The organism is Treponema rectale (assembly GCF_014202035.1).
GTDB lineage: Bacteria > Spirochaetota > Spirochaetia > Treponematales > Treponemataceae > Treponema_D > Treponema_D rectale.
Genome location: NZ_JACHFR010000002.1, coordinates 782,209 through 795,527, shown reverse-complemented (window position 1 = coordinate 795,527; position 13,319 = coordinate 782,209). Strand labels below are relative to the sequence as shown.

At 40.3% G+C, this 13,319-nt stretch carries 8 protein-coding genes; 2 read left to right on the top strand and 6 right to left on the bottom strand.

Annotated features, from left to right (window positions below; all coding sequences use genetic code 11):
• Window positions 1–28 precede the first annotated feature (28 nt).
• The gene (locus HNP77_RS07855) at window positions 29–967 is read left to right on the top strand and encodes a LysM peptidoglycan-binding domain-containing M23 family metallopeptidase (protein WP_246428881.1); all 939 of its coding nucleotides are present in this window, start codon (window positions 29–31) and stop codon (window positions 965–967) included.
• Window positions 968–1,360: 393 nt separating this feature from the next.
• Here the strand turns inward: HNP77_RS07855 and HNP77_RS07850 are convergent, their stop codons facing one another.
• Window positions 1,361–2,416, bottom strand: a complete 1,056-nt coding sequence (locus tag HNP77_RS07850) for a LacI family DNA-binding transcriptional regulator (protein ID WP_246428902.1) — start codon at window positions 2,414–2,416, stop codon at window positions 1,361–1,363.
• Window positions 2,417–2,646: 230 nt separating this feature from the next.
• Here HNP77_RS07850 and HNP77_RS07845 point away from each other — a divergent pair, with 230 nt between their 5' ends.
• Window positions 2,647–4,584 carry an AMP-dependent synthetase/ligase gene (locus HNP77_RS07845; protein ID WP_184652619.1) on the top strand — a complete coding sequence of 646 codons (1,938 nt, stop codon included), beginning with the start codon at window positions 2,647–2,649 and terminating at the stop codon, window positions 4,582–4,584.
• 124 nt (window positions 4,585–4,708) lie between these two features.
• Here the strand turns inward: HNP77_RS07845 and HNP77_RS07840 are convergent, their stop codons facing one another.
• The 5 genes from HNP77_RS07840 to HNP77_RS07820 form a co-directional block, all read right to left on the bottom strand.
• Complete coding sequence (locus HNP77_RS07840; protein WP_221266552.1) at window positions 4,709–5,110, bottom strand: pyridoxamine 5'-phosphate oxidase family protein; 402 nt, start codon at window positions 5,108–5,110, stop codon at window positions 4,709–4,711.
• A 102-nt stretch (window positions 5,111–5,212) separates the two neighbouring features.
• A complete protein-coding gene (locus HNP77_RS07835) occupies window positions 5,213–8,242 on the bottom strand; it encodes a hypothetical protein (RefSeq protein WP_184652618.1) in 3,030 nt (1,009 codons plus the stop codon).
• 204 nt (window positions 8,243–8,446) lie between these two features.
• Window positions 8,447–10,180 carry a hypothetical protein gene (locus HNP77_RS07830; protein ID WP_184652617.1) on the bottom strand — a complete coding sequence of 578 codons (1,734 nt, stop codon included), beginning with the start codon at window positions 10,178–10,180 and terminating at the stop codon, window positions 8,447–8,449.
• Window positions 10,181–10,202: 22 nt separating this feature from the next.
• Window positions 10,203–11,066, bottom strand: coding sequence for a hypothetical protein (locus HNP77_RS07825; RefSeq protein WP_184652616.1), 864 nt, complete (start codon window positions 11,064–11,066; stop codon window positions 10,203–10,205).
• A gap of 11 nt (window positions 11,067–11,077) precedes the next feature.
• The gene (locus HNP77_RS07820) at window positions 11,078–13,306 is read right to left on the bottom strand and encodes a hypothetical protein (protein ID WP_184652615.1); all 2,229 of its coding nucleotides are present in this window, start codon (window positions 13,304–13,306) and stop codon (window positions 11,078–11,080) included.
• Window positions 13,307–13,319: the final 13 nt, after the last annotated feature.

Below are 13,319 nucleotides of genomic sequence, written 5' to 3'. Positions count from 1 at the left end.
CAGTAAACGGATTCTGATGAGACTCTATATGAAAAACTTAGTCATATACGGAGCCTGCACCATTGCAGCGGCAGCTGTAGTTGCGGCAGGAACCTTCGCTTTTGTCAGCATAAACCATCCTCAGGAAACAGGAGAAGGCGGTTACGAAAAATCTGCCATTCCTACCCACATAGATTCAATTCTTGCACAGTCAGAGCAGATAGAACTTAATGAACCGGAAGAAGTTTACACAGGACTTGCATACTTTTCTTACAGAGTAAAACAGGGAGAAGTCATAAGCAAGATTGCTTCCAATTTCGGAATTTCAGAAGATACTATTACCAGCGTAAACAGCATCAAGGCAGCAAGAAGACTTCAGATAGGACAGTACCTGAGAATTCCTACAATGTCAGGAATTCTCTATACCGTAAGAGAAAACAACGAAACCCCTGCTTCCATTGCAAAAAAATATGAAGTAGACGCAGAAAAATGCGCCCTTGTAAACAACCTTACTGTAGAAGAAGCCCTCACTGAAGGAAAAACAATCTTTGTTCCCGATGCCCTCATGGACAGAATTACAAAGCTTGAGATAAACGGCGACCTGTTTAAGAAACCTCTCCGGGGCGGATATTACTTTTCTTCCCGCTACGGCTGGAGAACAAGTCCTTTTGATTCTTCCAGAAGGTCCTTCCATTCCGGCATAGACATGGCATGCAGGACCGGTACCCCGATTTATGCTGCTCTTGAAGGAAAGGTTACGACTGCAGGCTGGAGCGATGTTTTCGGAAACTATGTCATCGTATCACACCATTCAGGCTATAAAACCCTTTACGGACACATGAGTTCAATTTCTACAAAGAAAGGGGCCTACGTTACCACTTCTACCGTACTGGGAAAAGTCGGTTCTACAGGACTCAGCACCGGCCCTCACCTTCACTTTACGGTTTACAAAAACAACCGTACAGTAAATCCGGCTGATCTCTGGTAAAAAGCATATAGGGCATTCTCTAGAAATCCACTAATGTGTATTTCTAGAGAATGCCGACGAGTTTTAAGTCGTTGTAATGTCACGACTTAAAACATCGCTCTTTCAGAGTTATCTCTAAAAATTGCAATTTTTAGAGATTCCTTATAAAATTATTAAGGGGATGACCAATAAGTATGAGTCATTGCCACTCTCGCCACCCTGTCATTGCCGTGCCTGACACCCTGTCATTGCCGCACTTGATGCGGCAATCTCATGCAGAGGGATTTTCAGGTCAAGCCTGAAAATGACACTTTTTGCCTGAAAATGACACTTTTTGCCTGAAAACGACACTTTTTGACCGAAAACGACACTTTTTAACCGAAAATGACACTTTTTGAACTTACGTTTTTTTTGCTAGCAGGATTTTCTTTCTACTATATTAACCGGTAAAGTAATTACAAAAGCGTTTTCGTTCTGACCGGCATTATCCTTTACAATCAGATCCACAGCCCTTGCACCCATTGAATACTTCTGTACGTTCATTGTCGTAAGGGGCGGGAATGTATATTCAGAAAACTCTATGTTATCTATGCTGATTACGGCTACCTGTTCCGGAACAGCAATTTTCTGTTCATTAAGATAGCACAAAACTCCGATTGCAACTTCATCAGAACCGCATACTACGGCACGAGGCAGATTTCCTTCTTCATGGACTTTTTTTATGGAGTCATAACCGCCGTCCATATTGAAAGCTTCCCCTGCATAAAAATCATCTTTTCCGTCGTTCTCATGAACAACCTGGGCAACCCCTTCCACGCGCTCATCATTCTGGCCGATGTAAACAAATTCACCATACCCCTTGTTTAAAAGATACTGAGCAGCTTTTTTTGCAGCCTCCTGCCGGTCAAAAAGAACACTACTAAGTCCGTCATACTTCCATTCTACACAGACAGTCTTTTCTATACGTTCACGAATTTTTTCTATAATCTGACGGTCTTCTTCCGACTTCAATGCCTGATCTACGGCAACTAAGATCAGCGCACCTATCTCTTCCTGACTTATAAGTTTGTTAAATAAAACCGGATCCCTTAATTCATCAAAAAAACGTATAAAACGGACACTGTATTTATTTTCGTGAGCCTGGGCATGAATACCGGCAAGAATCTCTGCATAATACGGCCGGCGGAAAACATCTGCATTACAGAGAATTACTCCTATGCTTTTTGAGGCAAATGCTACGTCCCCCTGCTTTAATACCTGTGCTGCTTTATTAGGACGGTAATCAAGTTTTTCTATCGCATCAAGAATCCTGCGCCGGGTTTCAGGTGCAACAGCTCTGGATTTATTACCGCTTATTACATAACTTACCATGCTTCTGGTTACGCCAGCTTCTTTAGCCACATCATCCTGAGTTACAGTTCTTCCTGCCATATCCGTACCTTTATCAACAATGTTTTTTAAAATAATCATCACGAGTTGACAGCAATATTCTAGCACAGATTAATATTTTTTCAAGGATTAAAAAGTTCCTCCGGCTTTTTTTATATTATAAAATAGCGTTATAAAATTATAAAATAGCGTACTATTAAATAAAAATGCCGATAAAATTTTATGTTTTCCGTTGAATTTGAAAAATCCCCCCTCTATAATATGGTATCACTTTACAAAAATAACATTTTTGTCATTTTAATGAGGACTACATGAAACAGGAAGAAACCCTACCAAAAATACTTCGCAAATCTGCAGAAAAATGGCCTGAAGTTTCGGCACAGCTTTCCCATGATAAATTCGGAGGCTATGCAGAAAGCAACTATCATGACTTTTTCCAGATGGCACTGGACTTTGGCGGCGCACTTGCAGAAATGGGAATTAAAAGAGGGGACAAAATAGGTCTTATCGCTGACAACCGTAAGGAGTGGGAACAGGCAGACATGGGTATTCTGTCTTTAGGTGCAGTTGACGTTCCACGCGGATGTGATGCTACGGAAAACGACCTTTCTTACATTCTTTCTTTTGCAGAAGTTCAGACTGTAATTACAGAAAATGAAGCTCAGGTAAAAAAACTTCTGCGCATTCATGACAATACTCCAACCGTAAAGACTATTATTTCTTTTGATGAAGTTGACGACTCCGTAAAAAAACAGTGTGAAGAAGCAGGTGTTAAATATCATGCTTTTGAAGCATTAAAAGAATCCGGACATAAATGGAGAATAGCAAATCCAGACTATGTAGAAAATGAACTGGAAAAAGGCAAGCCCAGTGATCTTGCAACAATCATCTTTACTTCAGGAACTACAGGTACACCAAAAGGTGTTATGCTTACCCACAGCAACATTACCTGCCAGCTGGATGAAGTAGTAGAAAGAATTTTCCTTAATCCGGGAGAAAGAGCCCTTTGCGTTCTTCCTGTATGGCATGCTTTCCAGAGAGCCGTTGAATATGTAATCATCTCTCAGGGAGCAACCCTCTGTTACTCAAAACCTATCGGCTCAGTACTTCTTCAGGATTTACAGAAACTTGACCCGTACCTGCTTCCTGCCGTACCCCGCGTATGGGAAGCTGTTTATGACGGTATATGGCGTAAAATGCGCAAGACAGGCGGCATTGTATTCGGAATGTTCCGCTTCTTCGTAAACGTTTCACTTTTATGGTGCGCAATCGACCGCAAGCTCAGAAGAAAGAACTCCCGCTTCGGCAATGATTTCATCGGATTCTGGTGGCCGATTCTTGTATGGCCGTGGCTTTTAGTTTATCCGCTTAAGATGCTGGGAAACCTTCTTGTATTCAAGAAAATCCGTGTAATGCTTGGCAAAAACTTCCGTGCCGGAATCGCAGGCGGCGGTGCATATCCTGACGTAATAGACAAGTTCTTCTGGGCTGTAGGCGTAAACATTGTAGAAGGTTACGGTCTTACAGAAACAGCCCCTATCATCTGTGTACGTCCGATTGTAGACCCGATCCTCCGCAATGTAGGTTCTCCATTAAGGGGAATTCAGATCCGCGTTGTTGACGATGACGGAATCATTCTCGGAAAGTGTAAAAAAGGAACCCTTCAGATTAAAGGAAACTGCGTAATGCAGGGATACTACAAACGTCCTGACCTTACAGAAAAAGTTATGACTGTTGACGGCTGGTTTGACACGGGAGACCTTGCAGTTCTTACAGTAAACAACGAGATTCAGCTTCGGGGACGTAAAAAGGACACAATCGTTCTTATGGGCGGAGAAAACATTGAACCGCTTCCTATAGAAAGCAAAATCAATACTTCACGCTACATTTCTACCTCTGTCGTATTCGGAACAAATGAAAAACATGAAGACCAGAGATATCTTGTTGCCCTAATTCTTCCAAATAAAGATGAAATCGAAGACTACGCTGCAGAAAACAAGATTGAACATTCAAGCTTTGAAGAACTTGCAAACACAGAGGCAGTCAAGAAACTCCTGGAACATGAAATCGCAGAGCTTATAAACAGTAAAAACGGTTTTAAGGCTTTTGAACGCATAAACAAAATTGCAATCATTACAAAGCCTTTTGAAGTAGGTGTTGAACTTTCTGCAAAACAGGAAATGATGCGCTATCGTGTAGCGGAACTTTACAAAGACAAGCTTCGCGAGCTTTATACAGAATCTAAATAATACGTCGAGTCAAGGCACGCTAACGCTTAAAGCCTTGACTTCGCCGTTTTGAGGGTTTGTACTACCCCCTCAATAAAAACGAAAGGGGATGACTCATACTTATTGATCATCCCCTTATTTTTTTTTAAAAGCTTAATGTTTCCGGAGCATTTGAAAAGGAGCTGAATGTAGCCTTTCCGTTTTTAAAGTAAAGCATCAGCATACTTTCATCATCAGGGCTATACATCGCCTTAAGATCAGGCATTTTTTCAAGCATTGCTACTTTTATATCACGACGGTTATCTTCACAAAGCTCACCGCAGATACGCAGCCACTCCCCTCCCTTACATGCACAGATTTCTACATTTGCATTTTCAGCTATCTGCTTTGCAACATTCTTTGCCTTTCCTGTCTGAATATACAGTTTTCCATCATTTACCAGTACAGTTCCAAAAGGTCTTACCCTGGGCTGATTACCTTCTACTGTAGCAAGAAAATAAGTTCCGGCGTCTTCAAGAAATTTTGCAATTCTTTCAATTTCCGACATATTTATCCTCCATAAAATATTATACTTCAGATAATATACAAAAAAAATCCCCGGAACTGACATAACAGATATCAATTCCGGGGAAGTTATTCACATCAACTGTTAAAGATCATTTTCAATGTTGATTGCAGTTATGTTTGTAAATACTGCATTAGCATTAGTTGAAAGTGAAGCATACCACTGTACGTAATATGTCTGATAATCATTAGCACCGAGGTCAGTTCCAACTACAGGCTGAACCGTAATTACAATATCGTAATAAGCTGTTGAAGTATCATTTGTAAAGGCAGCTGCATTTTCATCCGTAGCAGAAGCAACTGTATCTGCAGCAGTTACAAATGTCTTGAACTGAGAACGTGTTGTATCCGTATCATATCCATCTGTAATTACTGATCCTGTTGGTGATGATGCCTGATTTGAACCAAATATAATCTTAAGAGTTCCGTTGGCATTTGCAGTAGTATCATCCGCAAACAGAACTGAAGACTTAAGTTTTTCAAGAACAGCAGCACCATTTGCAGGTGAAAGTGCAGGAGATGTACTGGTTACCTTAAGCTTTATAGTAAATGTATTATTCGTAGGTGTAGCAGCACTGATTTCTGATGCTTTAAGTTCAACATCAGCATTTGGAAGAACCTGCTCTACATGAAGCGCATTTTCTTCAAAACCGATATTTATGTTCTGATTTTCTGCCATAACATAAATCTTACCGTCAGAATCACCACGATATGCAACAAGCTTACGCTTCCAGAGGTTTGCATCAGCAACACTATCACCGTCAGAGTCATACTGAGCATTATCACCGTCAACAAAGGCATCCGAAAGGACAAAAGACTTTGTAAAGTCAACCGGAACATAAGATGTAGCAGTTATTGCTCCATAATCATCTGCTTTATTTTTGTAATCCCAGCTTACAACAGGCTTATTATATACTCCACCGTCACCATCTCCAGGATCTGCATTGTTAAAGTTAGAAATATTCATAACTGTTATAACATACTTACCTGTATCCATAAGCGCATCAGGATCAGCATAAATAAGACCATCTGTATAACCTGTATATTCTGCATAAAGAACAACTTTACCGGCAGATGCAGCAGGATCAGTTGTAAGTCCGCGGGAAGCAGCAGATGTACCTACATGAGAATCAATAAGGTACAAATCACCAGAAAGAGTAAATACGCCGGTATCAGCAGCTGCAGACCAGGTAAGCTTATCGCCGTAAACCTTAAGAGTTCCGGCATCTGCACTGGCATCAAGGAATGTAACACTGCTGGAATCAGCTTCTGTCCATCCTACAGTATGAAGATCTGCAACAACACTTCCTGTCGTATTTGTAACTGCATAATCAGCAGCCGTACCGCCGCCGTTATACAAAATGTTTGTCATCGTAAGATTAACCGTCTGACCTGAAGTATTAGTTAAAGTGAATCCTTTAGTAAGTGTAGAAACATCTGTTGAAGCACCATTATACCTACGGATAGTAAGATTAAAGTCTCTTGAATCAGCATCAGCAGCTGTATATTCATAAGCAACGGCTGTAGGAGTTGTTTCAACTTCATCAACAATAATGTTCCAGTCTGTAGTAGAAGAACCATATCCATTCTTAAGACCATACTTACCTGTCGTTCCAGTAATAGCATCAAGAGCTTCCTGAACGCTGGCAAACGGATGAAGAATAGAACCTGTACGGTCAGCAGCATTTGCATCAGCAGTAAGAAGTTTCTGACCACCGGTTACATAGAATACCGTGCGGAAATAACGCTTAATATTTTCTGCCGTAATCTTATATCCGATTGCTGCTTTAGTATCAGTTGGAGGAGCATCGAATGATGTACCTTTAAAACTGAGCCCCGTCGGTTTGTTTGTAGCATGATCATAAGCTGTGTAATATGAGCCTTTACCAAGCAGGACAGATTCCTGGTTTTTCCATACAATCAATGTATCGTGAATAGTAAAAATATCTTCAAAGGTATTGTCACTATTTGGATTACCAAAGAGAATGAGGTCTGTATCATATTCACCAACCTGAATTGTCGGGTTCAGGGCAAACCAGCCGGTTACATTATTTTTAAGAGTAGTATCGCCTTTTACTTCAAATTCACAAAAGCCGTCCTTACTGGTATCACCACCCCTGTTTGTCCATGCAAACTTAATCTTTCTTACTGCAAGACCTTCCGTCAGAGCATCCGTTGCTTCAAGATAAACAGGGATATATGCAGTACCAGTACCTGTAATACCGTCTGAACTTGCGGCAATAGTAACGGTATCAGAAAGACCTGCAGGATCCGTATCATTTACAGAAAGATCAGTTCCTTTATAGATTGTTGCGTTACCGTTTCCATCCTGTCCGATGTAATAGTAAGCATGACCCTTTACGATTGCATTCATTGCAAGATGTTCTACAAGAATCTGGCGTACAGCATAATGAATTTCATCATTTTTTGTAGAACTTCCATTAATCGTATCAGCCTTTGTCTTACCTACACCAGAAATTGCAGGAGAAGAATAATCAGAGTAAGTCGTATTACCGGTTACATCAGTACTGAACAGAAGATTTGACATACTTTCCGGTTCTGGAGTAATCAATGCACCGTTAACATCCTTTGCACCGGCACCTGCAGGAACAGCAGTTGCATATACCGTAAAGTTGTAAGCATAACCAACCTTAAGGGTAAGGGTAATGCCGTCCATTTTATTTACTGTATTTCCATAATACGGGTCTGCAACATAACCTGTAGAAGCAGCCGTACTTGTTGCATAAGAACAGTCAGCCTCATTTTCTATCAGAACATTTGTCGTACTTAAATTAGCGCCCGTCGCAACAGCATTTGAAAGTGTACCAGCCAGAGTTGTTTCTGTCGCAGCAGCATACTCAGCAGTAGATGCCGTTACAGAAAAGTAAAGTTCCGGACTGTCCGGTAAAATGGTACGGGCATTCTGTATAATGCTGTTAGAAGAGTTCATAGTGATTGTTACAAACTTCTCACCATTTTTTTCAAAAATTTCACCGATTTCAATACCGTCGGTTGAAGATGATTTAGACTCTTTTACACCAAAAGAGCAGGCACTAAATGCGAGCACCGTAAGCACTGCAAGAACGCCTGTAAATAAAGAAATCCGTTTCTTCATAGTTCGTTCTCCTTTCCAAAAGAAATTGGACATAAATTTCCCTTCCCGTCGAAAACACAAGAGAAATTATAAAGCATAAATGCCGGAATTCAATTTTCCAGGAAAGAATTCCAACAAATTTAACATTCAACAAACTTTTTTATATAGAAGTGCAAAAAAAATCATTTATAAGTGTTTATGGAAAACCGTTTTACCTCCTGATATTTAATTCACTACAACATTAATATTTCCGGTTCCAGTATTTTCAAAAACCTTAAAATCTGGATTTGACCAGGTAATATTAGTAAACGTAAAATTCATATCATTTGAACTTGAATTTTCTACCGTAAAATACTTAACAATATTTACAGTACTGCTTCCGTTGTAATTGCGTATGACCACATTAAAATCCCGTCCGCCTGCAACAGAAGAATCATATACAATGCTGACATCCTGCTGAACTTCAGGAATTCCGTCAATAATAATGTTCCACTCCGTAGTAGAAGCCCCGTAACCGTTTGCAACACCTTTTGTTCCGTTAAAAATAGCATCAACTGCATCTGCAACAGACTTAAAAGGATACAGGATGGATCCCGTTTCACTTCCGTCTGTACAGGAAATAAGGTTTCCGCCGCTTCCGCTTACATAAAAAACCGTTCTAAAGTAATTCTTTATATTTGAAGCTGAAATTTTATAGCCCTTTTCAGCTTTTCCCGTATAGCCGGAATACACATATTCACCTGTATAGTTATAAGTTGAAGAAGCATTCTCTCCTGTAGAAGAAGGATCCCCTGCATAAGTCATGGTAAATTCAATTCCGGAAGAATAATGAGAACCGGAACCCAGAAGTACAGATTCCTGATTCTTAAGAATTTCCATGGTATCATGAATCATAAAAACATCTGAATAGTTACCGCCGGTGTCTTTTGAATATAAAATCAGGTCTACGTCATAGTTTCCGACATTAATGTACGGTTTTAACGCAAACTTAGTATTATACCGTGAATTAATGTAGGTATTTCCGGCATATGAAACCGGAATATCCATGTATCCGTCATTCTCGGCATTATTACGGCTGGTCCACTGCAAACGTATTTTAGCAACGGACAGTCCCAGCTGAGTAACGGAATAAGCTCCCGTCACATCAGAAGAATCAGTTGAATAAGTTGCAGCCAGATCTACAGGAATAAAAGCATAACCTGTTCCCTCAGTTCCGGTAGAATCAACATCAACGCTTACCACCCGGGACAAAGTTCCAGAATTATCCGAACCGGCATAAACAGATATTCCCCCCTCAGCATTTTCTTCAAAGTAAAACTGTGAAGTTCCCTTTACTACAGCAGAATTTAAAAGCAGTTCCCCGAGTTTTTCACGAACTCCGTAATAAACCAGCTCAGAATCATAGGTATATGAATTTGTATAAATACCGCTCTGAAGCGTATCAAAAAAATCTCTCTGAACTCTAGAAAGCGCCCCAAAATCAGAAGAAGAGGTTTTTCCAGTATAATCTGCACCAAAAAAAGTAGAATCAGTACTTAACTGAGCAGCAGATTCTTCCGTTCCATAAACGGTAAAATAATAAGCACGTCCAATTTTTAGTGTAACATTCAGCCCGCTCATTTTATTTTTTTGAGAAGCATAATAAACATCCGGTACAAATTCATCTGACGCTGCAGCTGCCGAAAAAGAAACATCCGCATCACCGGAAGAATTCATAACTGTTGATGCTGTTAAAGAAAAATACAGATCAGGACAATCCGGCAGGACAGTTCTTGCATCCTGAAGCATGGAACTGATGGAATTAACATTCAGGGTGACCCACTTTTCTCCGTCTTTCTCAAAAACAACCCCCTCTTCCACGGCCGTTGAAGAAATTTTGTGGTCGGCAACCTCTGAACAGGAAAAAAAGAGAACTGTCAATAACGCTCCGGAAGCAATATTTCTAAGACTTCTCACCATAAACTTTCCTTAAAACAACAGATCAATACAGGGCAAATACCGTTACTGCCTGTGTTTCAGTTGATTTAGATGCTGAAGATGAAGAGCCTGTAGAAAAATTATATACATCAGCCGACGAAGCATCATCAGCCTGATTTGAAGTCCAGAAGCGACCTAAAGAAGCCAGGGACATGTCAGATACAACCGCATCAAGACTGCCCTGAACAGTTTTTATGTTATCTGCAATTTTTTCAAATTCAGCAAGAGAAGGTATATGAAAACCGCCTGCAAAACTTATATCTGAGAGGGAATTTTCTTCAGCATAGGAATTTGCATAATAAAAAAGCGGGTAATTAGACTGTTCAAAGATTCCGTTTCCCTGTTCAGTTATATACCAGCCGTCTTCTTCATCATAAAGAGGCTCTGCATCAGGAGTTCCGTCAAATTCATACAGATAATCATCTTTACTCAAAACCTTTCCATTCAGGGCATTATAAATAACAGACCAGGCTTCGGTTCCTATTTTTAATTCTGAAGCTTTTATTTCTGTAAAATCTGTTTTATATCCCGTTGTAGACATTCTGGCCCAGGAAGTAAGGCGCTGATGTTTCAATGTAATTGCGAGAGCCTTTATCTTCCTTACATCTGAATTTTTGGACTGTCTGATATAAGCTGTAATATCATCTTTTTTTCCAGAATCATATACATAATAAACGACTCCGACAGCAGCTGCTTTCTGATCCTCCGTAATGGAATTTCTGTCAGAATAACTGATGCAGGTTCCATCCAGAAGAACGATATCTCCTACTTTATAAGATACATCGTCATCTTCTTCTTTGCAGGAAACAAATACAGGTACCAGCAAAAGTATGAGCAGACTAAAGAATCTCAAAAAGTATCGTTTCATATACAGCCCCCTTAATTGCCATCAGTATATACAAATCTTATCGGCACCTGGAACTCTTCACTATACGGCAGTTTTTCCGTACCAATTTCTGCATAAAGCTGAAGACGATAATATATATCTCCCTGTTCATCATTTTTAGCAACAACAGAAGGCAGTTTTATCGGAATAGTACACTGCCGTTCTGTCAATGCTTCCGAATTTGCAGCCAGATAAGAAGAATCGTCTGAAAAATCTTCAGTAACAAGCTTACTGCAGGCAGACAGAAGTTCATCATTATCTATGTATGACATCATTTCAATTCCGGAGTTTTCCCGAAGCACCAGCTTCATGCTTTTTACGATTTCTGCAGTTTCTTCATCTGAATAATAATTCTTTTCTCCCGTTGCCAGATATTCCGGAAGATTATAGATTTTTACTGTCATATTTGCGGTTAAATCGTCACAATGGTAAGTCTTTTTACCATCCGCATCCTTTTCTACCATAACCATGAAATTATATTCACCAGGCACAGTAACTGAAGCACCGTTTTCGTCTATGGATTCTGATGTCCACAAATAATTATCATCTGCATCTTTTGTAAGGTTGTAACGGTCAAGGCCGAATTCAACACCATAATTGCCGATTCCGCTTTCTACCTCCACATCCACATACCTGTAGTTTCCGCTGGTTACGTACCAGTGAGCCAGTTCTGAGCCAAGATATCCGTCTTTGTAGGCATAGGCGCGAATGTCATAAAGCGTACCGTTGGTAAGGCGGAGGGCTTTTGCATCCAGGGCACTTCCTTCCTGATAATTGGCGATGTTTGTGTAAATAAGGCCGGTATTGTGCTGGTCACGGAGAATATTCAGGCTGTAAATTTCATAATGAACGTTAACGTCCGTAATGTTTTTTACCGCGGTTCCCACAGTTTTATCAGGCGCAACAAGATTAAGGACAAAATACTTAATTGCAGGATTTCCTTCCTCATCTACCGGGAATGAAAGATAAATCACTCCTTCCTCATAAGTTCTGTCCCCGTTTCTTGCAGTCGGTTTATCCAGCTGAAGGTACCGGCTGTTAAGTACTACCGTAGAACGGAGCCCGGCTTCATCTTCAAGGGTTACTGTATACGTATAATCCGGCTCCTTAGAAAAACTGTGTCCGTCATCCCAGATATAAACCGGATGTTCTCCCGGGTTAAATTCTACGGCAGGCATACCATCATTATAGTAAGGATTGTTTTCATACAGTTTTTTCAGATTGGCAGTACTTCCTGTTTCAAGAGAAAGTGCGTCATTTGTATAGGTACCTGCATCAAAATCAATATTAAGCTCAATTCCCTCTTCCAGTTCCCGGGCATTTGAAGCCTTAAGCCCCGTAACGTAAAGTTTTTTTACATCCCGGTGAATTCCGTCTGCATAAAAAACCGTATCAGGAAGGTTAAAGCAGATTACGTAATTTCCTGTAGAAGAAGCAGTTTTTGTTGATTCATCAAGCATTATGCAGGCCCCCTGAACATAAGGAGGCGGAGTATTTATGCGAATGTTTGAAGTATAAGCTTCCACATTCATTGTAAAAGTCTGGGGAACTTTTAATTCATTTCCCTGAGAATCTACAACAATTTCCTGCCCGTCAGAATCCGAAGTAACGTCTGCTTCCGTACAGCCGTTTGCAGTAAGCCAGGCTGCCCGGTATTCAGCATATTCTTCATCCGTAAAGAATTCCCCTGCAACAGGCTTATATGAATAAGAAGCTGCATTAAGTCCAAGTTTTGGATCCAGGGTACATCCCGGTCCTAAAACATCTACAACCGTTCCGTCATAGCGGAGCCCTTTTTCGAGCCTGTACAGAAGCTGCTGTCCCAGACTGTATTCAACTTTAGTATCAGGATACAAACAGTCTTTTTCTTTAAAATTAAGAATCTCTTTCTCTTCATCAGAAAGATAATTCATGTAATCCTTCTGCATGATTATTATCTTATCATCAAGGAGACTTGCAAGCTTATAGTCCAGCGAAAGCCCCTTAGGATTCTGAATCAGAAAATATATTTCCACGTCACTGTTTGAAGGAATGCACACGTATCCGTCCTTATCAATCTGAACATCAACATTGTATGCAGTCTTAACTATCTTTATGCGGTTTGCCCCGTCTTCAAGAAAATCCGTTATCTTATCCTGCTGATGAAAAACCCTGCATGAAAAACTACCGGCGAACAGTAAAAAGAGAATGCTGAACTGTAAAAACTGCCTTATTTTTTTCATTTTATTTACTTAA

What these genes read in the sequence shown, in the direction of transcription:
- HNP77_RS07855 (WP_246428881.1), top strand. Translation starts at nt 29, where the DNA reads ATGAAAAACTTAGTCATATACGGAGCCTGCACCATTGCAGCGGCAGCT.
- HNP77_RS07850 (WP_246428902.1), bottom strand. Translation starts at nt 2,416, where the DNA reads ATGATTATTTTAAAAAACATTGTTGATAAAGGTACGGATATGGCAGGA.
- HNP77_RS07845 (WP_184652619.1), top strand. Translation starts at nt 2,647, where the DNA reads ATGAAACAGGAAGAAACCCTACCAAAAATACTTCGCAAATCTGCAGAA.
- HNP77_RS07840 (WP_221266552.1), bottom strand. Translation starts at nt 5,110, where the DNA reads ATGTCGGAAATTGAAAGAATTGCAAAATTTCTTGAAGACGCCGGAACT.
- HNP77_RS07835 (WP_184652618.1), bottom strand. Translation starts at nt 8,242, where the DNA reads ATGAAGAAACGGATTTCTTTATTTACAGGCGTTCTTGCAGTGCTTACG.
- HNP77_RS07830 (WP_184652617.1), bottom strand. Translation starts at nt 10,180, where the DNA reads ATGGTGAGAAGTCTTAGAAATATTGCTTCCGGAGCGTTATTGACAGTT.
- HNP77_RS07825 (WP_184652616.1), bottom strand. Translation starts at nt 11,066, where the DNA reads ATGAAACGATACTTTTTGAGATTCTTTAGTCTGCTCATACTTTTGCTG.
- HNP77_RS07820 (WP_184652615.1), bottom strand. Translation starts at nt 13,306, where the DNA reads ATGAAAAAAATAAGGCAGTTTTTACAGTTCAGCATTCTCTTTTTACTG.